A 25,212-nucleotide genomic window follows, 5' to 3' on the forward strand; every position below is an offset into this window, starting at 1 on the left:
AATATGATTTATCCTGATGAAGCAATGCTTTACGCACCGGTTGAATGGCACGACTGCTCCGAAGGTTTCGAGGACATTCGTTATGAAAAATCCACCGACGGTATCGCAAAAATCACCATTAATCGTCCGCAGGTGCGCAATGCCTTCCGTCCTCTGACGGTAAAAGAGATGATCCAGGCACTGGCGGATGCACGTTATGACGACAACATCGGCGTGATCATTCTGACGGGTGCAGGCGATAAAGCGTTCTGCTCTGGCGGTGACCAGAAAGTGCGCGGCGACTACGGCGGCTATAAAGATGACTCTGGCGTACATCACCTGAACGTGCTGGACTTCCAGCGCCAGATCCGTACCTGTCCGAAACCGGTCGTCGCGATGGTAGCAGGCTACTCCATCGGCGGCGGTCACGTTCTGCACATGATGTGCGATCTGACTATCGCGGCAGATAATGCCATCTTCGGTCAGACTGGCCCGAAAGTCGGTTCCTTCGACGGCGGCTGGGGCGCGTCTTATATGGCTCGCATTGTCGGACAGAAAAAAGCGCGTGAAATCTGGTTCCTGTGCCGTCAGTACGACGCAAAACAGGCGCTGGATATGGGCCTCGTGAACACCGTCGTACCGCTGGCCGATCTGGAAAAAGAAACCGTCCGCTGGTGTCGCGAAATGCTGCAAAACAGCCCGATGGCGCTGCGTTGCCTGAAAGCTGCACTGAACGCCGACTGTGACGGTCAGGCCGGTCTGCAGGAACTGGCGGGTAACGCCACCATGTTGTTCTACATGACGGAAGAAGGTCAGGAAGGTCGCAACGCTTTCAACCAGAAGCGTCAACCAGATTTCAGCAAATTTAAACGGAATCCGTAATGCGTAGCGCGCAGGTATACCGCTGGCAGATCCCCATGGACGCGGGGGTGGTTCTGCGCGACAGGCGGTTAAAAACCCGCGACGGGCTGTACGTTTGTCTGCGCGAGGGCGAGCGCGAAGGGTGGGGGGAGATCTCCCCACTACCGGGCTTCAGTCAGGAAACCTGGGAAGAGGCGCAAAGCGTGCTGCTTACCTGGGTAAATGACTGGCTGGCAGGTGATTGCGAGCTACCGCAGATGCCTTCCGTCGCCTTTGGCGTAAGCTGTGCATTGGCGGAGTTGGCAGACACGTTGCCGCAGGCGGCAAATTACCGTGCTGCGCCACTGTGTAATGGCGATCCGGACGATCTGATCCTCAAACTTGCCGATATGCCTGGCGAGAAAGTGGCGAAGGTCAAAGTAGGATTGTACGAAGCAGTACGCGACGGCATGGTGGTGAATCTGTTGCTGGAGGCGGTTCCGGATCTGCATTTGCGTCTTGACGCGAATCGCGCATGGACGCCGCTGAAAGGCCAGCAGTTTGCCAAATACGTTAACCCGGATTATCGCGACCGCATCGCTTTTCTCGAAGAACCGTGCAAAACTCGCGATGATTCGCGTGCGTTTGCCCGTGAAACGGGTATTGCCATTGCCTGGGATGAAAGTCTGCGCGAGCCAGATTTTGCCTTTGTGGCGGAAGAAGGCGTACGTGCGGTGGTTATCAAACCCACACTCACGGGCTGCCTGGAGAAAGTGCGCGAGCAGGTAGAGGCAGCGCATGCGCTGGGGCTGACGGCAGTGATCAGTTCTTCCATCGAATCGAGCTTAGGTCTAACGCAACTGGCGCGGATTGCTGCCTGGTTAACGCCAGACACTATTCCGGGGCTGGACACGCTGGATCTGATGCAGGTGCAGCAGGTTCGTCGCTGGCCGGATAGCCCGCTGCCTGTCGTGGACGTTGATGCACTGGAGCGACTGTTATGATCTTTTCTGACTGGCCGTGGCGTCACTGGCGGCAGGTGCGGGGAGAAGCCATCGCCTTACGTCTTAATGACGAGCAACTCAACTGGCGCAAGCTTTGTGCTCGCGTCGATGAGTTAGCTTCTGGCTTTGCGGCGCAGGGTGTGGTTGCAGGCAGCGGCGTAATGTTGCGGGCGTGGAATACGCCACAAACGTTGCTGACCTGGCTGGCGTTACTGCAATGCGGGGCGCGTGTGCTGCCCGTGAATCCACAACTGCCGCAACCGTTGCTTGAAGAATTGCTGCCAAATCTCACTCTGCAATTTGCGCTGGTGCCGGAAGGGGAAAACACGTTTCCGGCATTAACGTCGCTGCATATTCATCTGGTTGAAGGTGTACATGCCGCTGTGTGGCAGCCGACACGTCTGTGCTCAATGACATTGACCTCCGGCTCCACTGGCTTGCCAAAAGCCGCTGTTCATACTTATCAGGCCCATCTTGCCAGCGCCGAAGGGGTGTTATCGCTAATTCCGTTTGGTGAGAACGATGACTGGCTGCTTTCTTTGCCGCTGTTTCACGTCTCCGGGCAGGGAATTATGTGGCGCTGGTTATACGCTGGCGCGCGGATGACGGTACGCGATAAACAACCCCTGGAGCAAATGCTGGTAGGTTGTACTCACGCCTCGCTGGTGCCGACGCAGCTCTGGCGTTTGCTGGTTAACCGCAGTTCAGTTTCACTGAAAGCGGTGTTGCTTGGCGGTGCGGCTATCCCGGTCGAATTGACGGAACAGGCGTGCGAGCAGGGGATTCGTTGCTTTTGCGGCTATGGTCTGACGGAGTTCGCTTCCACGGTTTGTGCGAAAGAAGCGGACGGCCTGGCTGACGTCGGTTCGCCGCTGCCGGGTCGGGAAGTGAAAATCGTTAATGATGAAGTGTGGCTGCGGGCTGCCAGTATGGCAGAAGGTTACTGGCGCAATGGGCAACTGGTGCCGCTGGTTAATGACGAAGGCTGGTACGCTACGCGCGATCGCGGTGAGATGCATAATGGCAAGCTGACCATTGTCGGACGTTTAGACAATCTGTTCTTCAGCGGTGGCGAAGGCATTCAGCCAGAAGAAGTCGAACGTGTGATTGCCGCGCATCCCGCGGTTTTGCAAGTGTTTATTGTCCCTGTCGCAGACAACGAGTTTGGTCATCGGCCGGTAGCGGTTGTGGAGTATGACCAGCAAAGCGTTGATCTTAGCGAATGGGTGAAAGACAAGCTGGCCCGTTTTCAACAACCGATACGTTGGTTAACACTTCCTCCTGAGCTGAAAAACGGCGGCATTAAGATTTCACGTCAGGCGTTAAAAGAGTGGGTGCAACGCCTGCAATAATTAACCATCGGTTTTACTTCTCATTTTTACCATTCCATTGTCATTGATAATGGGTTTACATGTTAATCTGTAAATTAATATGAAAATTCTTATCTAACAGGGAGGTGCAATGGAGTGGTTAGTAAAAAAGACGTGTTGCGGCGCGGCAAAAAATCGCCATGTATTGGTCCTTAGTGATACCAGTGGTGCTCTCAAAATGATTGCCGAAGTGTGCAACGATGTCATTGTTCAGCCTGGTGATTTACTCTCACCGCTACAGGATGCGATGTACTGCATTAACCGGGATACACAACGCACAATTAAAGTTATTGATGCCCGAAGCTACAGTGGCGAAGAGTGGGAGAATGTACGCAAAACATCCAGAAATCGTCAGTGATTTTTATTTCGAACTGGCAGGAAAATCAGCGTTAATCCACCCATAATACTGGCTACTCCAAGCAGTGCCTTCACAGAAAAAGTTCCTTCCCAGCCGGGAAGTACCATTGATGCAATCCATACCAGTACATAACTCATACTCAGTAAGGCGTAGGCTTTGCTGAGTGCCAGCTGATGCAATGCCTTATACCAGCAAAAAACGGAGATCAGATAATCAACCAGGCCGACGATCAGCATCCGGGTACCGAAATCAAAAGTAAAAAGCGCAGCGATAAAATCCCACAACTGCGTCATCGGCGGCAGATGACTCGCCGCAAAACCGAGGCTTAATTGCGCAGCAGAAGCAATAATGACGCTGAATAATCCCCACATCAGGCCCATTACACCGTGCTCCCCAGAATTACAATGCCGCCAATAATGAAGGCCACCCCACACCAGTGACGAAAAGACACAGGTTCGTGCCACAGTTTTACTGCTGCCAGCGTCACCCAGACAAAATTCAGGCTCAACATCGGGTAGGCAATACCCACCGGTATGTTCTGCAATACCAGCAGCCAGAGCAGCATTGCCAGCCCCAGACAAACCAGTGCCAGCCCCAGCCACAGCGCAATATGTTTGCGCCGTTTGTTTATCGCCACAAAGCACGTCGCCTGTTTCTGGCAGAGTTGCCCGGCAACACTAAGCAAGCTGGCAAAGACTAATATCAGCCAGATCATTTAGGCCGATACTGAAAGAGCACCAGACGTCCCTGATGATCGGTGGCGTCAGCAGGTGGAATGGGGAGACTGTTAATGTCTTCATCGTGGTCAACCGAAAGCACGAGAGTAATAATCCCCTCCTGGCGATGTTGAGTAAGCCAGCTGGCGAAATCATCACCGCTGACAAATCTGCCTTTCGCATCCGGATAATTGAGGCCATATTTCAATTCACCCGTCTGGCGATACATGATGATGTCATCGCGTTGCAGGCTCCATGCCAGACCTGCGGCAACACCGACGCTATCAGTAAGAATATAGCGGCTCGGCTGGAGTGACTCTTGCGTCATCTCAACAAAAAACTGCGGATGTTTGCCTTCCATGACTCTGTCGGGGATCGCAATACCCACAAGCAACGCCAGCCCCAATGGACAAAGCGCCGCAAAAGGCCAGTTTTTTTCCACGTTCGTTAATGTAAACCAGCCGAAAAATGCCCACAGCGAAAAAATCGACCATGAGCAAAAGACTTTATAGATTTCGAAAGTTTGCCAGACTGGCGTGCTCATTGGTCCCCAGGGAGAGACAACAAACGTGGCAATAATGCCAGTAACGCCAAATGCGATATTGATCCAGCCATTAATCCGCAACGCCAGAGGATTATTTTTTGCTGCCTGCAAAGCGTAATACGCCATCAACATCGCTAAAGGCGCAAAGCAGGAGAGAATATAGGTGGGTAATTTGCCTTTGGCGATGGATAAAAACAGCAGTGGCATCACCGTCCAGCTCAACAAATAGACGGTTGCGGAATGGCTGCGGTTTTTCCAGCCAGCACGCAGCGCGCCGGGGAGTAATCCCAGCCACGGCAGGCTACCGGCAATGATAATCGGCAAGTAGTACCAGAACGGGGCTTTGTGTTGGGCATCGTCCATCGCAAAGCGTTGAATATGCTCAATCCAGAAAAAATAGTGCCAGAAGTCAGGCTCCCGTTGCGCTATTGCCAGCCCCCAGGGGAGAACCGTCAGTACGCAACTGATGATTGCCAGCCAGCCGTAAATAAAGAGATCTTTCCAGCGTTTTTGCGCTGCTACCCACGGCAGCACACTTAATACCGGCACGGCGAGGGCGAGGAAACCTTTGGTCATCACCCCCATGCCACATGTTAATCCCAGCAGTAAAAATCCCGCGCTTTTGCCTTTCCTGGTTTGTGCGTCCATTGCCAGCCAGAAGCTGCACATTCCCGCCACCAGCCAGAATGCGATGAATGGATCGAGTACAGCATAAGTGCCGATGGCGTAGACAATAAACAGCGAGAGATAAATCACCGCGGCGAGTAGTGCCAGACGTTTATCGCGCCATAAACGGAGAGTAAGCCAGGCCACCAGCGCGGCGGTTAATAGGGTCGCAAAGATAACGCCTGCCCGCACACCAATGTTATTCGCGCCAAATAACCATTGCCCAATACTGTTAATCCAGTATCCGGCAATCGGTTTTTCGAAATAACGTAGCCCTAACAGGTGGGGCACAATCCAGTCGCCGGAGGCCAGCATTTCCCGACTGATTTCCGCATAACGCGTTTCATCAGGTTGCCAAAGCAGACGATAATTAATCGGCAAGAGATAATAGACGGTAATAAACGCAAAGAATGCTGCGTAATAGCGAATGGATTTCATGGACGAGTTCCCGCAGCCTGCTGGCAACCCAGCCAGCCTTCACGTCCGGCAATAGTACCGCGAACAACTTGCCCGACAGGCAATGTCTCTGTTAGCAGCTCGCTTAATGGGCAAAACGTAATGCCTTCACGAGCGGCGCGTTTCAGGAGATCCACAAAATTCTGCTGATAAGCGCCGCCTTCAACTTCGGCATGAATGGTATAAACCGGCGTTCCTTTATCTCGCAGGATGCGGTTGAGTAGCCAGCCGTTAAAATCTTCCGCTTTCACATCCCGGCCAATCACTTCATCCCAGGTGGGTAACGTTACCGGTATTTGTGCAGTGCCGGGGAGCCCTGACTCGAGTAACGGACGAAACGGCATCACCCCGCGACAATCGCTGTTGTAGCGCAAATGGAACACTTCTTTTGCCTCAATCACTTGTTGATCGGCACGCCAGCCCGCGGCGGCGGAACAGGTTACCGGTTGGCCGATTATCTCTTCCAGCGTACGAAGACCGAGGGCGATATCGTTCACCATCGTTTGCCGACTCCAGTTACCGCTATGGGCTTGCCAGGCGTGATGATCCCAGGCGTGCAGGCCGATTTCGTGGTGTTTAGCCGCCTCACGAATGATGTCGGCGTTGGCATGAGCAATCTCTTTTCCTGGCCATGCTGTACCTGCCAGTAAAATATCCCAGCCATAAAGCGATGCCGCGTTTGAGCGCAGCATCTTCCACAAAAACTGTGGTTTCACCAGTCGCCAGAGATGGCGGCCCATATTGTCCGGGCCGACGCTGAAAAAAATGCTGGCCTGAATATTATGCTTACTCATGGTTTCCAGCAGACGCGGTACACCTTCGCGGGTACCGCGAAAGGTATCGACATCAATGCGTAAACCCACTTTGGTCATGATGATTTATCCGTAAGCTCGACAGTGCGCAGGAAGAAATCCAGCGTTTCATCGATGGTTTCCTGCATATCAATTTTCGGTTCCCAGTCCAGGCAGCGACGGGCATTGCGGATACTCGGTTTACGGTGCTCCACGTCCTGATATCCCTTGCCGTAGTAGCTACTGCTTTCTACTACGCGAAAGCCTGCAAACGGCGGGAAGTGGTGGCGCAGCGGATGTTTTTCAAAGCTTGCCAGCAGCATCTCGCCCAGTTCTTCAATACTCGCTTCGTTATCAGGATTGCCAATGTTGATAATCTCACCGTCACAGCGATTTCCCGCATTCTCAATAATGCGGAACAACGCTTCGATACCATCCCGAATATCAGTAAAGCAGCGTTTTTGTTTTCCGCCATCAATAAGCTTAATCGGTGAACCTTCCACCAGATTGAGAATGAGTTGTGTAATCGCGCGTGAGCTACCAATTCGCGCCGCATTAAGGTTATCCAGTCGTGGCCCCATCCAGTTAAACGGGCGGAAGAGGGTGAACTGCAAACCTTCTTTTTCACCATACGCCCAGATCACCCGGTCAAGTAATTGTTTTGACACCGAATAAATCCAGCGTGGTTTATTCACTGGGCCGACGATCAAATTAGAATGGTCTTCATCGAAATATTTATCGCTACACATCCCATAAACTTATGAAGTCGACGGGAAGATGATTCGCTTACGGTACTTCACGCAGTAACGGATAATGCGCAGATTCTCTTCAAAATCGAGCTCAAATACGCGTAGCGGGTTGCGGGTATATTCAATCGGTGTGGCTATTGCCACCAGCGGCAATACGACATCACATTTTTTGACGTGATACTCAATCCATTCGGAATGAATGCTGATATCACCTTCGACAAAGTGAAAATTCGGATGATTCAGAAAACGGCTTATCGCGTCACTACCAATATCCAGACCATAAACTTCATAGTGATCTTCGCGCAGCAAGCGTTCTGTCAAATGGTTACCGATAAAACCATTTACCCCGAGGATCAACACTCGGGTACGGCGCCGCGCGGCGCAGGCAGGCTGGCTATTCAACCGTGAACCTTGCACCAGCCCCAGCGTTTGGGCTAATTGCGAGCCTTGCATGGTAATGCCGTCACCCGCCTGTCCGGTGGCGATTTCCAGCGCGCCATTACCACAGGCAATCAGCAACGGAGCGACAGAAATCACGCTTCCCGGCTGTGCTGCGGACGTATGAGGATGTACGCGTGACGACCAGACGGTGAATTTCTGATTACCAACATAGCTGAAGGCGCCAGGCCACGGATCGGCGACGGCGCGCACCATGTTATGCAATACGGCTGCCGGTTTGTGCCACTCGAGGAAACTGTCCTCTGGTGTTCTGCGGCCAAAACAGGTGGCTTCGTTCTCGCGTTGGGCGATTTCCAGAATATGACCGTGTTTAATGGCGGGTAACGTCTGTTCCAGCAACTGACGCGCGGCATGGCACAATTTATGATGCAGCGTAATGGCGATATCATCTGGCGCAATGGCAACGCGCAGTTGGGCAACAATGGCCCCGGCATCGGCGCGTTTAACCATTCGGTGCAATGTAACACCCGTTTCCGTTTCACCGTTCACCAGCACCCAGTTCAGCGGCGCGCGACCACGATATTTCGGTAGCAGCGAACCATGCAGATTAAATGCGCCTGCGGGAGCGAGTTGCAAAATCTCGTTGCTAATGAGATGGCGATAATAAAAAGAGAAAATCACCTCTGGCGACAGTTGGGCAATGCGTTCCACCCACAGCGGATGATTAACGTCATCTGGTGCGTAAACCGGAATGCCTCTTTCCGCCGCCAGGCGGGCCACCGAACCATAAAAGGCTTTTTCGCCAGGATTATCGGTATGGGTAAAAATGGCGCTAATTTCATAACCGGCAGCAAGTAGGGCTTCAATACCGAGGCAACCCATATCGTGGTAGGCAAAAACAACGGCTTTCATTATTCATTTTCCTTGCGGGATGGACGGATAACTTGCTGAACAAAATAGCGGGGACGGGCGCGGACATCGGTGTAGATCCTGCCGATATATTCACCGAGTAATCCCATGCCAATAAACTGAGCGCCAATAAAAGTAAACAGCACGGCAAATAGCATAAAGACGCCTTCCGCCGCCCATTGTGGCCCGAAGGTCAGGCGTAAAATCACCAGCAGTACCGCAATGCTGAAACCCCCAATCGCAATCACGCTGCCGAGAAGACTCAGCATACGCAACGGCGTAGTTGTAAGGCAGGTCACCAGGTCGTACATCAAATTTATCAGACGCATAAAGCTGTATTTAGATTCGCCATACTCACGCTCGGCATGATGCACCGGAATTTCAATGGCGCGGCGAGCGAAGATATTCGCCAGAATTGGAATAAAGGTGCTGCGCTCATGGCAGTGCAACATGGCATCGATAATATGACGGCGATAGGCGCGTAACATACAGCCATAGTCGCCCATCGCTTTGCCGGTGGTGCGCTGAATAAGCCGGTTAATCATCTTCGATGCCGTTTTACGAAACCAGGTGTCCTGGCGATTCTGGCGCACAGTACCCACCACGTCGTAACCTTCATCGGCTTTTTCTACCAGACGGGGGATCTCCTCCGGCGGATTCTGGAGATCGGCATCAAGGGTAATAATTAAATCACCGGTAACATGGCTGAAACCTGCCATGATCGCAGAATGCTGTCCGTAATTACGATTAAGCAAAATGGACACGATGTGGCTGCCCTCCGCTTGTGAGGCATCGACCAGCATTTGTGCGGAATTATCTCTACTGCCGTCATCAATCAGCAGGATCTCATACTCTTTCCCCAGTGTTTCGCAGGCTGCGGTGGTGCGCCTGATTAATTCCGGTAAGCTTTCCTGCTCGTTAAAAACAGGAATAACCACCGAGACTTTCTTAACAGGGTGGATTTCAAACATTGCTTATTGTCCTGCGAGTTGATGAAGGGCAGCGATGACGCGTTCGGCGTCAGCGGTGGTCATATCCGGGAACAGCGGCAATGAGCAGATGCGTTCGCTGTTCCATTCGCTATTGGGTAACGAAAGAGCGGGAAAACGTTCGCGATAATATTTTTGCGTGTGGGTGGCGCGGAAATGTAACCCGGTGCCAATGCCTTTTTCTTTTAACGCCTCCATCAATGCATCGCGGTTGATACCGCAACGTTGTTCATCAACACGAATAATAAACAGATGCCATGCGTGAACATGCGGCCATACGGGAAGGCTTAAAGGCTGGAACGGGAGAGCTACCAGTGCTTGTTGATATTGCAGGGCAATTTCCCGACGACGGGTGTTAAGTTGCTCTAATTTATTTAACTGCGTCAGGGCTATAGCGGCGTTAATATCGGTCAGATTGTACTTGTAGCCAGGCGTTAATACTTCTGCCTGCGGTGCGCGGCCCCAGGTTTGCCTGTCATATGCATCGACGCCCAGACCATGAAATTTCAGCATACGTAGCTGGCGGGCGAGGTTTTCATCATCAGTAACAATCAGACCGCCTTCCGCACAGGTAATATTTTTGATGGCGTGAAACGAAAAAATAGCAGTACCTTTCGCACCAATATGTTGGCCTTTGTAATACGTACCGACGGCATGGGCGGCATCTTCGATGACTGCGATACCGTGGCGTTCACCAATGGCGCGAATAGCGTCAATATCTGCTGGCGCACCGGCATAATGCACTGGAATGATGGCTTTAGTGTTCGGCGAAATGGCTGCTTCGATTGTTTCAGGCGTAACCATCAGCGTATCGCGATCGACATCTACCATCACCGGCGTAGCGCCCAACAAAGAAATCATATTGAGGGTTGAAACCCAGGTCAGTGAAGGCGTGATCACTTCATCGCCAGCGCCAATCCCCAGCGCCATCAGCGTGATATGCATTCCGGCAGTGGCTGAGTTGACTGCAATGGCATGCTGATTTCCTGTCAACTGGCAAAAGGCGTGTTCCAGTTGCTGATTTTTCGGACCCGTGGTGATCCAACCGGATTCGAGGACCTCTTGAACTGCCGCGAGTTCTTCCGCACCCATTGCCGGGCGTGAGAAAGGCAAAAAATCTGACATTATTTTTCCTTCGGCCATTGAATACTTTCCCCATCTATCCACTAATATTTGTTATAGGGGACGTTATATGTATTTTGCCATTTGGAATGGAATTCTAAGGTTAGAATATTAATTTAACCTTAAGGAATAAATATAAGACTTAAATATTATTTTTTTTGTTTTTTTATCTTATTCGGGCTTTTAATTTGACAAGATTTAAGGCATTTTGCGTGCATCGTAATGTCTTAATATTATCCCAGCCACTATTTGCCGATGAAAATGTCGTTAGTTTTCGTGGTCACTTAGCGGCTAGCTTGTCTACAGGTGGAGCCTACGTGTTAGCCTTTTGCCGGACTTCGTTGAAGTCTAAAAAATATGCCTTAATTTTACTGGCGCTTGCTGCGATTGCAGTGCTGGGTACACATGCAGCCTGGAGTGGTAATGGTTTGCCGCGTATCGACAACAAAACGTTGGCCAGATTGTCGCAACAGCACCCGGTGGTGGTTCTGTTTCGCCATGGAGAACGCTGCGATCGTTCCTCCAATCAATGCTTGTCAGACAAAACAGGTATTACGGTAAATGGCTCTCAGGATGCGCGTGAACTGGGCAAAGCCTTCAGCGCAGATATCCCTGATTTCGATCTTTATTCCAGTAATACCATTCGGACCATTCAATCGGCGACCTGGTTTTCAGCGGGCAAAAAACTGACGGTAGATAAGCGATTTCTACATTGTGGGAACGAGATTTATAGCGCAATTAAGGATCTGCAAACAACATCGCCTGGTAAGAATATTGTTATTTTTACCCATAACCATTGCCTGACGTATATTGCCAAAGACAAACGTAATGCGACATTTAAACCAGATTATCTGGATGGACTGGTAATGCATGTGGAAAAAGGCAAAGTATTTCTGGACGGTGAGTTTGTTAATCGTTGATATTTTTAAGATGACAGCCAGTTATGGCTGTCGTTTCTATGACAGCAGTCCTTTCAAACGTAACGTTTTGCGGGTTGCAACATTCAAATCGTATTGCGCCAGATCTTCGGGTTTTACCCACGCGTATTCCTGAAACTCTTCGTTTATTTTCACTTCACGGTTGGCAGAAACGCAGTCAAAGATCAGATAAATCATATAAATCTCTTCCTTACGACCATCTGCATACGTCTTAGTGCGAATGTCATCGCTGAAAGTCCACGGAGTGATTTCAGTAAGAATCAGTTGCTCGCCCAACTCTTCTCTGATTTCGCGGCGTAATGCTTCTTCAATACGCTCGCCAGGCTCCACTCCACCGCCCGAAAGCGCCCATTGACCCGGGAAAACGCCGCGATCGTCAGCCATTTTACATAGCAGATAAGCACCATCATTTTGAATCAAAGGGCAAACAATAGTCCGTTGTCGCACAGGGATGTTCCTTATAATCGAAAATAAACCAAGAGAATACGGCAACTCATAAATATGCGAAAGTGACATTAGTCTCTTTTGCGATGATAACTGCACTGATTATTATTTTTGTTTATAACGTTAAATCATGTTTATTTTTTCGGCGTTAAACTATTTGAGAAGTATTTAGTTACAATAAGTTAGCTGATCACTTTTTTCGCGCATTGAATCCACTGCGTCAGGCAGTACAATCCCGCAGCTTTGGGGAATTTTGATTATCTTGTTGCGGGAAAAGGTAAAAATGAAAAAATTTGCGCTACCAGTTCTGGCTGGAATGCTGTTGGTTTCTGCATCGGTCAATGCGATGAGTATCAGCGGCCAGGCAGGTAAGGAATACACCAATATTGGCGTCGGTTTCGGGACCGAGTCTACGGGACTGGCGTTAAGCGGTAACTGGACACATAACGACGACGACGGTGATGTCGCGGGCGTGGGGCTGGGTCTGAATCTTCCTCTGGGGCCGTTAATGGCAACTGTAGGTGGGAAAGGTGTTTATACCAACCCGAATTACGGCGATGAAGGTTACGCGGCAGCAGTCGGTGGTGGTTTGCAGTGGCAAATTGGCGACAGCTTCCGTCTGTTTGGTGAGTATTATTACTCTCCGGATTCGCTCTCCAGCGGTATTCAAAGTTATGAAGAAGCGAATGCTGGCGCGCGTTACACCATTATGCGTCCAGTCAGCATTGAGGCAGGTTACCGTTATCTGAACCTGTCGGGGAAAGACGGCAACCGCGATAATGCCGTGGCTGACGGCCCTTATGTTGGGGTTAACGCCAGCTTCTGATGCCTTCCGGCGCGGCGTTCTGTCGCGCCATTCAGTTTCTTACTACGCCTTATCTCCCTTTGCGTTATAGTGATTCGATAACAAAAGCAGGAGATAACCATGTTAAAAGTGGAAATGCTATCCACCGGGGATGAGGTGTTACACGGGCAAATCGTTGACACGAATGCAGCCTGGCTGTCCGACTTTTTCTTTCATCAGGGCTTGCCGCTATCTCGCCGTAATACCGTAGGCGATAACCTTGAAGATTTAGTCACCATTCTTCGTGAGCGCAGTCAGCATGCCGATGTGCTGATCGTCAACGGCGGGCTGGGGCCAACCAGCGATGATTTAAGCGCGCTCGCTGCTGCGACAGCAAAAGGTGAAAGTCTGGTGCTGCATGAAGCCTGGCTTAAAGAGATGGAACGTTATTTCCGCGAACGTGGTCGCGCGATGGCGCCGAGCAACCGTAAACAGGCAGAACTGCCAGCGAGTGCCGAGTTCATCAATAACCCCGTAGGCACCGCCTGTGGTTTTGCCGTGCAGCTTAACCGTTGCCTGATGTTCTTTACCCCTGGCGTGCCGTCGGAATTTAAAGTGATGGTCGAGCATGAAATCCTGCCGCGCCTGCGCGAGCGATTTGCATTGTCGCAACCGCCGGTTTGCCTGCGTTTGACTACCTTTGGTCGTTCGGAAAGCGATCTGGCGCAAAGCCTGGACTCTCTGCAATTACCGCCGGGCGTAACGATGGGCTATCGCTCCTCGATGCCGATAATTGAACTTAAGCTGACCGGACCGGCAAGCGAGCAACAGGCGATGGAAAAACTGTGGCTGGACGTTAAACGTGTTGCCGGACAGAGCGTGATTTTCGAAGGCACCGAAGGATTGCCAGCGCAGATCAGTCGCGAATTGCAAAATCGCCAGTTCAGTTTGACGTTGAGCGAGCAATTCACCGGCGGTTTATTGGCTTTGCAACTATCTCGCGCAGGTGCTCCATTGCTGGCGTGTGAAGTGGTTCCTTCACAGGAAGAAACCCTGGCGCAAACTGCACACTGGATTACAGAACGGCGGGCCAACCATTTTGCCGGGCTGGCACTGGCTGTTTCTGGTTTCGAGAACGAGTATCTCAACTTTGCGCTCGCCACGCCGGACGGCACTTTCGCCCTGCGCGTACATTTCAGCACCACGCGTTACAGCCTGGCTATTCGTCAGGAAGTGTGCGCAATGATGGCACTTAACATGCTGCGCCGCTGGCTGAACGGCCAGGATATCGCCAGCGACCATGGCTGGATTGAGGTTGTTGAGTCCATGACCTTATCTGTTTGATCGGTCATTCTGTGCCGGTTTACTGCACCGGCACATTACCCTCCCGCAAATTTGTCCAACCTGTTGTACTCAGTAAGAAAAAATCCGTGCGCAGATTCACAATTTTGTACGTAATTTCTCCAGTCCGCTGGACGAGAAACGGGATTTGATGCGCTTCACAATTTTACTCACCCTGAGCGACCAGACTGATTCCAGTATCTAAGACTGGAGTCCAGTATGTTGGAATCAAGCAAAGTACCCGCCCTGACACGGGCTATTGATATTCTCAATCTGATTGCCCGCATTGGCCCCTGTAGTGCTGCGACGATCATCGACACATTGGGGATCCCGAAAAGTACGGCCTATCTGTTGCTTAATGAACTAAGCATCCGGCGGATCCGCGCTGCGGGTAAAGCCGCAGGTTTTCTGGCTGTTGACCCAGATATGGCGCAGCAATGCCTTGCGTGGGGAGCGAACTTTGTCGCCGTAGGCGTTGACACGATGCTCTACAGTCATGCCCTCGATAAGCGACTGGCAATGATTTAAATCAGGCAAAAATGGGCCACGCATAACAGGAAATTATTAATATCAAAGGCCCACAGGGATTGACTGTGGGTCTGTGCGGAGATTAGTGATTTTTCTCTGTTAGATCGGCTTCGTTTAGCTGGGTGGTTGCGAGCACCAGGTCACGAGCGATGCCCTGTTCCAGCATTCGCAAAGCGATTTTAATGGCTTGTTCATGCATGCCTTCTACTTTACCTTTCTGCAAACCTTCTAACTTACCTTGCTGCAAACCTTCCAGTTTACCTTCCTGCCAACCAATTTGATGTCCTTCCTGCCGTAGCCGTTCAGCAATCGTCATTAATCTCTCCTTTTGTAGTGGTGAACGTTCGGCAATCTCCTCGATAAAATGGCTGAAACGGGAGGTATCGCCGCATTGCAGGAGATAATTAAACAGTGTTTGTAATTGGCTGTCATTAGTGAAGCCCCTAACCAAAAGCGTGGTGATCCTGTCGACCAGACCGATTAAATCGCGTTCGCGAATATGTTTCTGAATAAGCTCCAGCAGGGCGATACGGCGATGCTGCATAATCTCATCGTCAGGGACGATGGTGATATCCACCAACGGAAATGCCTCGGTGTAGAGCTGCCGGGCAAGCTGCGGGTCGTCAAATTCATCCAGCCAGTTCAGTGAATATGGGTAGGGTGAGGTTTCGCCGTGATAAAACAGCATTGGCACTACCAGCGGGACTCTGTCATAGCCTTTGTCCAGATGGCGCTGCATGGCGGCAGTGGCATAACGCATCAGTCGAAAGGCCATGTTTTTTTCCGCAGAACTTTGATGCTCAATCACGCAGTAGATATAACCTTCGCCGTCGCTGGTTTCTACCGACCACAAAACATCCGAGTAGTAAGCGCGTAAACTTTTTTCAATAAAACTGGTGGGTTCCAGCCTTAAAGTTTGCAGATTGCAAAGTTTTCTCAGCGGTTCTGGCAGATGTATTTCCAGAAAATCCCGCGCGGTTTCGGGCGAGAACATAAACGTTTTAAACACCGCATCATGCGGGGAGGATGTTGTTGATTCAGTCATGGTTGTCCGTCACCTGATTTTTATGATGACAGGACATTACGGGGATCGCAGGCCGATGACATCTGGCAGTTTTAGCCTTTGCGAGACGTTTTCAGAAGTATTTTTACTGCAATGCAACGCATACATTGGGTACGGAACCGTGCACGCAAAAATGCCCGATAAGCCATGAACTCATCGGGCATCAGAAGGACGTTTAAGCCAGTGCCTGGGCCAGCAGTGTGATTGGGTGTTCGCAGCGAAGGCTTGTGGACATCTCAATCTGCCATTTGCAGGTTTCGCAGTCGGTAACGACCAGATCCGCGCCGCTCTCTTCTATCTGGCGGAACAGTGGTGCACCAATGGCTTGTGAAGTAGGGTAGTTCTCTTTTTTGAAACCATATGTTCCGGCAATACCGCAGCACTGGGAATCCAGCACTGTCAGCTCAAGCCCTGGGATCTTACGCAACAGCTCCAGGGTGTAGAGCGTCCAGCCCATTTTTTCCATATGGCATGGGGTGTGGTAAACAACTTTTAGCGGCAGCGGTTTCAGCGGTAACGTTTTGCCTTCGTCCAGTTTGCGCCACAGCCAGCGGGTCGCCAGTTCGATGTGATCGCGCAAGCCCTGGTTGTCGACATTCAGCACTTCCGGGTACTCGTCGCGCAGAGCAAACGTACAGGTGGAGGAGGTGGCAATCACCGGAATACCTTTCACTCCAACAGCCTCGCGGATCGACTCCACATTCGTCATCGCCTGTTTGCGTGCTTTATCGGTAAAGCCGTTGGCGATTAGCGGCACACCGCAGCATTTTTCTTTGCTGAGTAATTGCACTCCCGTTCCCATCGCGTTGAGCACTTTAATTAAATCTTTACCCAGTTGCGGATGGTTGTAGTTGACGAAGCAACCGTGGAAAAAGGCGACCTGGTCTTTATACTGCGCCTGCTGAGTCGCCACGCTGCGATACCAGCGACGGAACGTGCCGAAGGAGTATTTTGGCAGCGTGCGGCGATGGTCTATTTTTAATGCCGCATCAAGCAGTTGCCGCACCGGTTTCAGCGAGGTAGCGGTGTTGATGATTGGCGCGAACGGCGTGGAAACGCTGCCCATCAGGTCGGTATGGCTTAAAACAAAGTTACGCAGCGAGGGGCGCGTGGTGTCATATTTCGCTCGTGCACGCTGGATGATATCGCCAATCTTCACATCGGACGGGCAGGCGACTTCACAACGTTTACAGTTAATGCAATATTTCAGTGCCTCGTCATACAGTGCACCATCTTTCAGGCGCAGACGTTCGCCATCCGGCCCAGCCTGTTTTGGCCCGGGATAACCTGGATTTACTCGGCTCACCGGGCAGGCGGTGGTGCAGACGGTGCACTTAATGCAATTTTCGAAGCTGGTATCGTTCATTTTTGGCCTCCTGCGCGTTGGGCAATCTGTTGAGCGGCATGTAAAGCACTGACGACACAAACGCCGCCACCGCATCCCTGGGCGATGGGATCAAATCCGCCCAGAACCGAACCGATGGCAAACAAATTCTCTACCGTTTGACCAGCTTGTGACGGGCGTAGCGCCTCGTCAGTGGTCACGCCGAACAGTTGCCACGGTTGCGCAGCAAAAAAGTCACTTCTATACCACTCACCCCGCGTGGCGGTTTGCAGCACATCAAGGCCGAGAATTGGCTCGCGAATGCTGTCACGTTCCGCCACCAGGCCACCGCTAAAGAAACTGCCGCTGGCAAGCACCGCAAAACGCGGACGCAGCGGAATGTCGGCGTGGTTACGGGTCCAGATTTCGCTCACCACACCATTTTGGCAGGTCACACTTTTCACTTCATCGCCCGGCATCCACACGCCGCCCTGGCGCACAAACTGGCGCTGTAACTGGTTTTGCAGACGAATACCCAGTACTGAAGGTGGTAGTGTAGGTAGCAGCATTAATGAACAGGGTAATTGCTCGTTCAGCCACCGCCACAGTTTGTCATCTGCCAGCCCAAAGCAGGCAGGCATCATGATCATTTCGCAGGTATTGGCGACTGGAATAAGTGCGTCAAATAACAGCGGCCAGTTTTCTTCGTTATTAAGGAAGCGGGCGATATTCACCGCACGGAACTCGGTGGCGTTATTGCGTAGCACATCCAGTTCCGGCAGTTCAATTTCAGCAGTTTCAACCGAAAGATCCAGTTCGCGCAACGAAGCCGCCGCAAGATGCGCCTGAAAATCCATCAGACCGCTAATTCCCACCACACATATCTTCTTCGCGGGTAGCGGCCAGACGGGAACTTCTGGCGAACTTAACCAGGTCGAACGCAAAGTGCCGAGCGGGGTAACGCGCTGATGGGCCAGTTCTACGCTGCCCTGCAATTGCGCGCCGCTTTCCGCAATTAATGCCTGCGCCTGACAAGCGAGATCCAGTACGTGTTGTGGGCCGAGAAGGCTGTAAGGGTGGGCAGGAGCCTGATGGCACAAAGACTCCAGCCCTGCGTGAATGTCTGCCACTGGCTGACCGTCTGGCAGGTGGCTCAGTAAGTCCAGCGATCCTGATGAGAAATGCAGAGCGCTTTGTCCACGAGTGACAATGGCACAGCGCAGGCCGTGTTTTTGCAATTGCAGGCCGCAGAGTAATCCGGCAAGACCGCCGCCCATAATGACAGTATCAAATCGCATCTTTCTGCTCCTTCTCCAGACCACACAGTCCCTGATAAACCCAGCGGGTAAATTCGCTTTCGCGCAGTGCGTCCCCCCATGCAATGGGCTGCACACCTTTCCAGCGTTCGTTAAGGAAGGTGGAAAGTTGTTCGATAGATTGCGCGGATGTGGTGACGTTAAAGCGTTGTAACAATCCGGCTGCGCGGCAGGCACAGAGTTCCCCCTGGCAAGTTCCCATCCCCACACGGGTGCGACGACGTAAATCCAGCAGGCTGTTGACGTTTAAATTTTCTACTGCGTACTGAACTTCGCCAGCGGTAACGGCTTCACATTCACACACCAGACTGCGATGCAAACGGCCTTCACTTAACCAGGCGGGGGTGCGATCGCCATGACGATAAACAGCAGAACCGCGCAGTGGGGCAGGCAGGGAGATCACTTTGCGCAGTGTGACTTCTGTCGGTTCTTGTGAGCCAGGCAGCGCCAGGTCAGCGGTAGTGCAGGGGCGTGTGTTGCCAAGCTTGCGGCAGACGGCATCCGTAGCCCATTCCGCCATCAGGCGGTAAGTCATCAGTTTACCGCCAGTGATAGTAATAAATCCGTCCAGGCCGTCGCGCTCGGCGTGGTCGAGCAGCACGATGCCGCGACTGACGTTACGACCGCTCGGGTCGTCATCGCTGGCAACCAGCGGGCGTACGCCAGAGTAGGCTCGCAGAATGCGCGTTTTCGCCATCACCGGAGCCAGTTTTTCCCCTTCACGCAGCAGAATATCCACTTCTTCTGCTGTCACTCGATTGTCATCAATTTCGTCGTAATCAATACGTAATGAGGTGGTGCCAATCAGCGAAATGGTATCGCCAGGCACCAGAATATCGGCGTCGGAAGGTTTACGGCAGCGGTTGATCACATGCTGGTTAATGCGGTGATCCATGATCAGCAACGATCCTTTAGCCGGGAACATACGAATGCGCAGATCGGCATATTCGGCAATATGTTGCCCCCAGATCCCGGCGGCGTTCACTACTACAGGCGCATGAAGTGCCTGAGTTTCGCCAGTGAGATGGTTCCGTACACGAACGCCACATACCGTCGCGCCTTCACGAATCAGGCCAGTCACTTCGTGGGCGGTGAGGATAACTGCACCGTGTTCTTTCGCATCGAGCATGTTCGCTGCGGTCAGGCGGAATGGGTCAACGGTGCCATCCGGAACTTTTACCGCGCCAATCAATGCCGGGTTAACGGAAGGTTCGATAATGCGTGCTTGCTGTGGATCAATGGCTTCAGCACTGATTCCAGCCTCTTCGCAAGCGCGAATAAAAGTCGCCTGGAAGGAGAGGTCATCTTCCGGCAGGGTGATAAACAGGCCGTTGGTTGGTTCGACACAGTGACGCGCAATGCGTTTTAAAATCTTGTTTTCACTAATACATTCGCGTGCCGATTCCGCATCGGTAACCGCATAGCGTGCGCCGCTGTGCAGCAGACCGTGGTTACGCCCGGTGGCTCCCGTTGCGATGTCGTGGCGTTCTACCAAAATCACTTTCAGCCCGCGCAGAGCACAGTCGCGGGCGATACCGGCTCCTGTTGCGCCGCCGCCAATGATAATCACGTCACTTGTTTGCGAGTCGCGAGTTTTCATTGTTATCCCTCAAAAGTTCGTTTTGTCTCATTTAGCCACAGAAAAAACATGTATTGTTTGATTTCGCGCACAATCGCTCATAATTCGAAAGTGAAACGTGATTTCATGCGTCATTTTGAACATTTTGTAAATCTTATTTAATAATGTGTGCGGTAATTCACATTCATGAAATGAATGATTAATTAACATCGCGGCGACTCAAGAAACGGCAGGTTCTTCCATTGAATCAGGCTGTTAATCATAAATAAGACCACGGCCACGGAGGCTATAAATGTTGAGTATTTTTAAACCAGCGCCACACAAGGCGCGCTTACCTGCCGCGGAGATCGATCCGACCTATCGTCGGTTGCGCTGGCAAATTTTCCTGGGGATATTCTTTGGCTATGCTGCTTACTATCTGGTTCGTAAGAACTTTGCGCTCGCAATGCCCTATCTGGTGGAGCAGGGGTTCTCTCGCGGTGATTTAGGTTTTGCCCTTTCTGGGATCTCAATTGCTTACGGATTTTCGAAATTCATCATGGGTTCGGTGTCTGACCGCTCGAATCCGCGCGTTTTCCTGCCAGCAGGTTTGATCCTGGCGGCGGCAGTCATGCTGTTTATGGGCTTTGTCCCGTGGGCGACATCAAGCATTGCGGTAATGTTTGTGCTGCTATTCCTTTGCGGTTGGTTCCAGGGGATGGGGTGGCCGCCGTGCGGTCGTACTATGGTGCACTGGTGGTCGCAGAAAGAACGTGGCGGCATTGTGTCGGTGTGGAACTGTGCGCATAACGTCGGTGGTGGAATTCCGCCGCTGCTGTTCCTGCTGGGTATGGCCTGGTTCAATGACTGGCACGCGGCGCTTTATATGCCGGCTTTCTGTGCCATTCTGGTGGCGTTGTTCGCATTTGCGATGATGCGCGATACCCCGCAATCTTGTGGCCTGCCGCCGATCGAAGAGTACAAAAATGATTACCCGGACGACTATAACGAAAAAGCGGAACAGGAGCTGACCGCGAAGCAGATTTTCATGCAGTACGTGCTGCCGAATAAACTGCTGTGGTACATCGCCATCGCCAACGTGTTCGTCTATCTGCTGCGCTACGGTATCCTCGACTGGTCACCGACTTACCTGAAAGAGGTGAAACACTTCGCGCTGGATAAATCCTCCTGGGCCTACTTCTTCTATGAGTATGCGGGCATTCCGGGCACTCTGCTGTGCGGCTGGATGTCGGATAAAGTTTTCCGTGGTAACCGTGGGGCAACTGGCGTCTTCTTTATGACTCTGGTGACTATCGCCACCATCGTTTACTGGATGAACCCGGCAGGCAACCCAACTGTCGATATGATTTGTATGATTGTTATTGGCTTCCTGATCTACGGCCCAGTCATGCTGATTGGTCTGCACGCGCTGGAACTGGCGCCGAAGAAAGCAGCAGGTACGGCGGCGGGCTTTACCGGGCTGTTTGGTTATCTTGGTGGCTCCGTAGCGGCAAGCGCGATTGTCGGCTACACCGTTGACTACTTCGGCTGGGATGGCGGCTTTATGGTGATGATTGGCGGCAGCATCCTGGCGGTTATCTTGTTAATTGTCGTGATGATTGGCGAAAAACGTCGCCATCAGGAATTACAGCAAAAACGCAACGGAGGCTAATGGCATGAAATTGACGCTGAAAAACCTTAGCATGGCTATCATGATGAGTGGAGTGATTATGGGAAGCAGTGCAATGGCGGCGGATCACAGTGAAAAAATAGTGATTGCCCATCGCGGCGCCAGCGGTTATTTGCCGGAGCATACGCTGCCTGCAAAGGCGATGGCGTATGCGCAGGGGGCAGATTATCTTGAACAGGATTTGGTGATGACGAAGGACGATCATCTGGTCGTTCTGCATGACCACTATCTTGACCGGGTAACTGATGTCGCCGATCGTTTCCCGGATCGTGCGCGTAAAGATGGCCGTTATTACGCGATAGATTTTACGCTGGATGAAATTAAGTCTTTAAAATTCACTGAAGGCTTCGATATTGAAAACGGTAAAAAAGTGCAGACTTTCCCCGGACGTTTCCCGATGGGTAAATCTGACTTCCGTGTGCACACTTTCGAAGAGGAGATTGAATTTGTTCAGGGGCTAAATCATTCGACCGGGAAAAATATCGGTATCTATCCAGAGATTAAAGCACCGTGGTTCCACCATCAGGAAGGGAAAGATATTGCGGCAAAAACGCTGGAAGTGCTGAAGAAATATGGCTACACCGGTAAGGATGATAAGGTTTATTTGCAATGCTTTGATGCTGATGAACTGAAGCGTATTAAGAATGAGCTGGAGCCCAAAATGGGTATGGACCTCAACCTGGTACAGCTGATTGCCTATACCGACTGGAACGAAACTCAGCAGAAACAACCGGACGGAAGCTGGGTCAATTATAGCTATGACTGGATGTTCAAGCCGGGTGCCATGAAACAGGTAGCGGAATATGCTGATGGTATTGGCCCGGATTATCATATGGTGATTGATGAGAAATCGCAGCCGGGTAATATCAAGCTTACCGGAATGGTAAAAGATGCACAGCAGAATAAGCTGGTGGTGCATCCTTATACCGTGCGAGCCGACAAGCTACCGGAATATGCCACCGATGTGAATCAGTTGTATGACATTCTGTACAATAAAGCCGGTGTTAATGGGTTATTTACCGACTTCCCTGACAAGGCGGTAAAATTCCTCAACAGAGAGTAACGTTATTACAGGATGGCGCTTTAAACGCCATCCTGTCTTACTTCAAATTTCACCACTCACCACTAAACTCTCCATGCACATCTGCAGTAAAAACAGCGGGCTGCCTTCTACTGGAGTTTCTTTCGCCAGTAATGAAATCTGTCGATAGAAGGTCGGCTCCAGAGGAACGGAACACAATTCACCGGCAGTGGTTTTAAGTGTTAATTCCGGTAATAAAGCAATGCCTAATCCCTGACGAATAAAACTGATTGCTGTATCCGGATGGTTAAATTCATATTTTATCTGCGGTATAATATTTTTTTTCTTTAAATAACGCCATAATGCTTAATTCATAGCGCCCTTTACTGATAATTAATGGCTCACCCATCAGCTTTTCTACCGTAATGGTGCTATTGTTTGCCAGTGGATGGTCGGGCGGCAATACTACAGTAAATTTGTCCTGATATATCGGCACGGAGTACATTCCGCTTACGGGGAAATGAACAAAACCAGCATCAATGGTTTCATTCTGGACCGAATCTATAATTTCCGTGCTATTTTCCTCAAAAGGAATAATTTTTACATTCGGATGATGAATTTCAAAGTAGCGAATCACCACTGGTAAAATGCAGGCGCATACACTGGGGAAACAGCCGAGCCTCAGCGTTCTTTGTGGGTTCTGTTTTTCCTGTTCGGCTATCTCTTTCACCGCGTTAACTTCCCTATTAATGGCGCGCAGGTGATGCACAATTCGGTGACCTGCTGCGGTCAGTTGTAAAGCTTTCCGGCGATCGCGTAACAGAATATTCACGCCAAGTTCTTGTTCCAGGGCTGCAATCGCCTGGCTTACCGCCGACTGCGTCATGAACAATCGCTTGCTGGCTTCAGTAAAACCACCGTAATCCAGCACGGCGAGTAAAGAATGTATTTGAGTTAGTGTCATTAGAGTTTACTAATTAATAATATTAAAACGATTAATTTCTTTAATAGAATGCCGCCATTTATACTCCTGTTCTGCAAAGTACATCACAATTTGACGCAACCGCAGTAACGGGAGTGTTGTCTGCGTGCGTCATCCTGACAGGCGGTAGGGTATGAAAGAGAAGTTATGGACGAAGGATTTTTGGGCAATAACTATCATCAGTTTTATTATATTCTTCGTTTTTTATGTTTTATTAACGTTGTTGCCAATTTACATCTCTGACCATTTACATGCCTCGCCTGATAAAGCCGGTTTGTTGGTGACTTTATTTTTAATTGCCGCCATTGTCATTCGTCCTTTTGCAGGCCAATGGGTAGCGAAATATTCTAACAAAGCGATTCTGGTGCTCTCTTCTCTGGCCTTTTTGTTGGTCACTGCGATGTATCCTTTTTGTCAGTCGATTGAATCACTGCTTTTTATTCGGGTGCTTCATGGGATTACCTTCGGGGTTATCACGACAGTAAAAGGAACGATTTCTGCGCGGTTGATCCCGGCCTCCCGACGTGGGGAGGGCATCAGTTTTTTCTCTCTGGCAATGGGGCTGGCGATGGTGGTTGGGCCGTGGATTGGTCTGAATATGGCGCGCCGGGAGGCCTTTGCCCCCGCATTCTGGTTATGCGCGGCGGTGGCCGCGTTAGGCATCGTATTATCGTTGATGATGACCGTGCCATCGATACTGCGCCATGCTGATGGGGTGAAAGCAAAAATGGGCTTCGCAGCGATGTTTGACCGTGCCGCGATACCATTTGCGCTGATTACCTTTTTTATGACTTTTTCTTACGCAGGGGTTTCTGCTTTTCTGGCGCTCTACGCTCGCGAACTTAACCTGATGTCGGCTGCCAGTAACTTCCTGCTTTGCTACGCCGTATTCCTGATGATTTGTCGAACCTTTACTGGCAACATTTGCGATAAAAAAGGGCCAAAATATGTGGTTTTCCCTTGTCTGCTGGCGTTTACCATTGGTCTGGTTGCGCTGGGCTTTAGCCAGGGGAGCGTGATGATGATTGTCTCTGGGGCGCTGATTGGTATTGGTTATGGATCTGTCACGCCAGTATTCCAGACACAAATCATCAGTTCGGTAGAACCACATAAAATTGGTGTCGCAAACTCGTTATTCTTCAATGCGATGGATGCCGGACTGGCGCTGGGGGCGTTTGTGATGGGGATGATGGTTGCGCATACTGGCTACCGGACGATCTATCTGCTGGGTGCGCTGTTAGTGGTAGTGGCTGGCGGAATTTATGCTCTACAAATGAAAGGAAGAAGTGGCGTGAGGCTAGTCTCGGCAAAAGAACTCCATTAATAAACAT

Annotated in this window: 21 protein-coding genes and 4 pseudogenes; 12 read left to right on the plus strand and 13 right to left on the minus strand. The window is 51.0% G+C overall.

The window, feature by feature from the left end:
• Positions 1 to 3 precede the first annotated feature (3 nt).
• The 4 genes from menB (at position 4) to pmrD (ending at position 3,551) form a co-directional block, all read left to right on the plus strand.
• The gene (gene menB / locus A9180_RS04670) at positions 4 to 861 is read left to right on the plus strand and encodes a 1,4-dihydroxy-2-naphthoyl-CoA synthase (RefSeq protein ID WP_000639996.1); all 858 of its coding nucleotides are present in this window, start codon (positions 4 to 6) and stop codon (positions 859 to 861) included.
• Positions 861 to 1,823: an o-succinylbenzoate synthase gene (menC, locus tag A9180_RS04675; RefSeq protein WP_064526658.1), complete on the plus strand. Its 963-nt coding sequence runs from the start codon at positions 861 to 863 to the stop codon at positions 1,821 to 1,823. Before menB ends, menC begins: the two co-directional genes overlap by 1 nt.
• A complete protein-coding gene (menE, locus tag A9180_RS04680; protein WP_064526661.1) occupies positions 1,820 to 3,175 on the plus strand; it encodes an o-succinylbenzoate--CoA ligase in 1,356 nt (451 codons plus the stop codon). The genes menC and menE overlap by 4 nt, the downstream gene beginning before the upstream one ends.
• 109 nt (positions 3,176 to 3,284) lie before the next feature.
• Entirely contained in the window at positions 3,285 to 3,551 is a 267-nt protein-coding gene (pmrD, locus tag A9180_RS04685; protein ID WP_064526664.1) for a signal transduction protein PmrD, read from the plus strand.
• Here pmrD and arnF read toward each other — a convergent pair.
• The 7 genes and pseudogenes from arnF to arnB all read right to left on the minus strand — a co-directional run bounded on the left by arnF (position 3,545) and on the right by arnB (position 10,895).
• Positions 3,545 to 3,931 (minus strand): 4-amino-4-deoxy-L-arabinose-phosphoundecaprenol flippase subunit ArnF, encoded by a 387-nt coding sequence (gene arnF, locus A9180_RS04690; RefSeq protein WP_064526667.1) that lies wholly within the window; start codon positions 3,929 to 3,931, stop codon positions 3,545 to 3,547. The genes pmrD and arnF overlap by 7 nt on opposite strands.
• A complete protein-coding gene (gene arnE, locus A9180_RS04695) occupies positions 3,931 to 4,266 on the minus strand; it encodes a 4-amino-4-deoxy-L-arabinose-phosphoundecaprenol flippase subunit ArnE (protein ID WP_064526670.1) in 336 nt (111 codons plus the stop codon). Before arnE ends, arnF begins: the two co-directional genes overlap by 1 nt.
• A complete protein-coding gene (arnT, locus tag A9180_RS04700; RefSeq protein ID WP_064526673.1) occupies positions 4,263 to 5,915 on the minus strand; it encodes a lipid IV(A) 4-amino-4-deoxy-L-arabinosyltransferase in 1,653 nt (550 codons plus the stop codon). Before arnT ends, arnE begins: the two co-directional genes overlap by 4 nt.
• Complete coding sequence (arnD, locus tag A9180_RS04705) at positions 5,912 to 6,805, minus strand: 4-deoxy-4-formamido-L-arabinose-phosphoundecaprenol deformylase (RefSeq protein WP_064526676.1); 894 nt, start codon at positions 6,803 to 6,805, stop codon at positions 5,912 to 5,914. Before arnD ends, arnT begins: the two co-directional genes overlap by 4 nt.
• Positions 6,802 to 8,784: pseudogene (arnA, locus tag A9180_RS04710) on the minus strand (bifunctional UDP-4-amino-4-deoxy-L-arabinose formyltransferase/UDP-glucuronic acid oxidase ArnA). Before arnA ends, arnD begins: the two are co-directional and overlap by 4 nt.
• Entirely contained in the window at positions 8,784 to 9,752 is a 969-nt protein-coding gene (gene arnC / locus A9180_RS04715; protein ID WP_064526679.1) for an undecaprenyl-phosphate 4-deoxy-4-formamido-L-arabinose transferase, read from the minus strand. Before arnC ends, arnA begins: the two are co-directional and overlap by 1 nt.
• 3 nt (positions 9,753 to 9,755) lie before the next feature.
• The gene (gene arnB / locus A9180_RS04720) at positions 9,756 to 10,895 is read right to left on the minus strand and encodes a UDP-4-amino-4-deoxy-L-arabinose aminotransferase (protein WP_064526682.1); all 1,140 of its coding nucleotides are present in this window, start codon (positions 10,893 to 10,895) and stop codon (positions 9,756 to 9,758) included.
• Between the two features lie 314 nt (positions 10,896 to 11,209).
• On the opposite strand from arnB, the gene ais reads away from it, so the two are divergent.
• Positions 11,210 to 11,812 (plus strand): lipopolysaccharide core heptose(II)-phosphate phosphatase Ais, encoded by a 603-nt coding sequence (gene ais / locus A9180_RS04725; RefSeq protein ID WP_064526683.1) that lies wholly within the window; start codon positions 11,210 to 11,212, stop codon positions 11,810 to 11,812.
• Between the two features lie 36 nt (positions 11,813 to 11,848).
• Here the strand turns inward: ais and nudI are convergent, their stop codons facing one another.
• The gene (gene nudI, locus A9180_RS04730) at positions 11,849 to 12,277 is read right to left on the minus strand and encodes a nucleoside triphosphatase NudI (RefSeq protein WP_064526686.1); all 429 of its coding nucleotides are present in this window, start codon (positions 12,275 to 12,277) and stop codon (positions 11,849 to 11,851) included.
• Positions 12,278 to 12,557: 280 nt separating this feature from the next.
• Here nudI and A9180_RS04735 point away from each other — a divergent pair, with 280 nt between their 5' ends.
• From A9180_RS04735 to A9180_RS24990, 4 genes and pseudogenes are all read left to right on the plus strand, one after another.
• The gene (locus A9180_RS04735; protein WP_064526689.1) at positions 12,558 to 13,100 is read left to right on the plus strand and encodes a YfaZ family outer membrane protein; all 543 of its coding nucleotides are present in this window, start codon (positions 12,558 to 12,560) and stop codon (positions 13,098 to 13,100) included.
• A 99-nt stretch (positions 13,101 to 13,199) separates the two neighbouring features.
• Positions 13,200 to 14,402 carry a nicotinamide mononucleotide deamidase-related protein YfaY gene (locus A9180_RS04740; RefSeq protein WP_064526692.1) on the plus strand — a complete coding sequence of 401 codons (1,203 nt, stop codon included), beginning with the start codon at positions 13,200 to 13,202 and terminating at the stop codon, positions 14,400 to 14,402.
• 216 nt (positions 14,403 to 14,618) lie between these two features.
• Positions 14,619 to 14,777: pseudogene (locus A9180_RS24595) on the plus strand (helix-turn-helix domain-containing protein); the annotation flags it as partial.
• 45 nt (positions 14,778 to 14,822) lie between these two features.
• Positions 14,823 to 14,927: pseudogene (locus A9180_RS24990) on the plus strand (2-keto-3-deoxy-L-rhamnonate aldolase); the annotation flags it as partial.
• 82 nt (positions 14,928 to 15,009) lie between these two features.
• On the opposite strand, the gene A9180_RS04750 reads toward A9180_RS24990, so the two are convergent.
• The 4 genes from A9180_RS04750 to glpA all read right to left on the minus strand — a co-directional run bounded on the left by A9180_RS04750 (position 15,010) and on the right by glpA (position 20,230).
• Positions 15,010 to 15,972, minus strand: a complete 963-nt coding sequence (locus A9180_RS04750) for an ISNCY family transposase (RefSeq protein ID WP_064526696.1) — start codon at positions 15,970 to 15,972, stop codon at positions 15,010 to 15,012.
• Between the two features lie 193 nt (positions 15,973 to 16,165).
• Positions 16,166 to 17,356, minus strand: coding sequence for an anaerobic glycerol-3-phosphate dehydrogenase subunit GlpC (gene glpC, locus A9180_RS04755; protein ID WP_064526699.1), 1,191 nt, complete (start codon positions 17,354 to 17,356; stop codon positions 16,166 to 16,168).
• On the minus strand, positions 17,353 to 18,612 hold the full coding sequence (gene glpB, locus A9180_RS04760; protein ID WP_064526701.1) for a glycerol-3-phosphate dehydrogenase subunit GlpB: 1,260 nt from the start codon (positions 18,610 to 18,612) through the stop codon (positions 17,353 to 17,355). The genes glpC and glpB overlap by 4 nt, the downstream gene beginning before the upstream one ends.
• The gene (gene glpA / locus A9180_RS04765) at positions 18,602 to 20,230 is read right to left on the minus strand and encodes an anaerobic glycerol-3-phosphate dehydrogenase subunit A (RefSeq protein WP_064526702.1); all 1,629 of its coding nucleotides are present in this window, start codon (positions 20,228 to 20,230) and stop codon (positions 18,602 to 18,604) included. The genes glpB and glpA overlap by 11 nt, the downstream gene beginning before the upstream one ends.
• 271 nt (positions 20,231 to 20,501) lie before the next feature.
• Between glpA and glpT the strand changes: the two genes are divergently transcribed.
• Together glpT and glpQ are read left to right on the plus strand one after the other, a co-directional pair.
• Entirely contained in the window at positions 20,502 to 21,860 is a 1,359-nt protein-coding gene (glpT, locus tag A9180_RS04770) for a glycerol-3-phosphate transporter (protein ID WP_064526704.1), read from the plus strand.
• Positions 21,861 to 21,864: 4 nt separating this feature from the next.
• Positions 21,865 to 22,941 carry a glycerophosphodiester phosphodiesterase gene (glpQ, locus tag A9180_RS04775; RefSeq protein WP_064526706.1) on the plus strand — a complete coding sequence of 359 codons (1,077 nt, stop codon included), beginning with the start codon at positions 21,865 to 21,867 and terminating at the stop codon, positions 22,939 to 22,941.
• 42 nt (positions 22,942 to 22,983) lie between these two features.
• On the opposite strand, the pseudogene A9180_RS04785 reads toward glpQ, so the two are convergent.
• Positions 22,984 to 23,863: pseudogene (locus A9180_RS04785) on the minus strand (LysR family transcriptional regulator).
• 151 nt (positions 23,864 to 24,014) lie between these two features.
• Here A9180_RS04785 and A9180_RS04790 point away from each other — a divergent pair.
• The gene (locus tag A9180_RS04790; RefSeq protein WP_064526711.1) at positions 24,015 to 25,205 is read left to right on the plus strand and encodes an MFS transporter; all 1,191 of its coding nucleotides are present in this window, start codon (positions 24,015 to 24,017) and stop codon (positions 25,203 to 25,205) included.
• The last annotated feature ends 7 nt before the right edge of the window (positions 25,206 to 25,212 follow it).

This window comes from Escherichia sp. B1147 (assembly GCF_001660175.1).
Taxonomy (GTDB): domain Bacteria; phylum Pseudomonadota; class Gammaproteobacteria; order Enterobacterales; family Enterobacteriaceae; genus Escherichia; species Escherichia whittamii.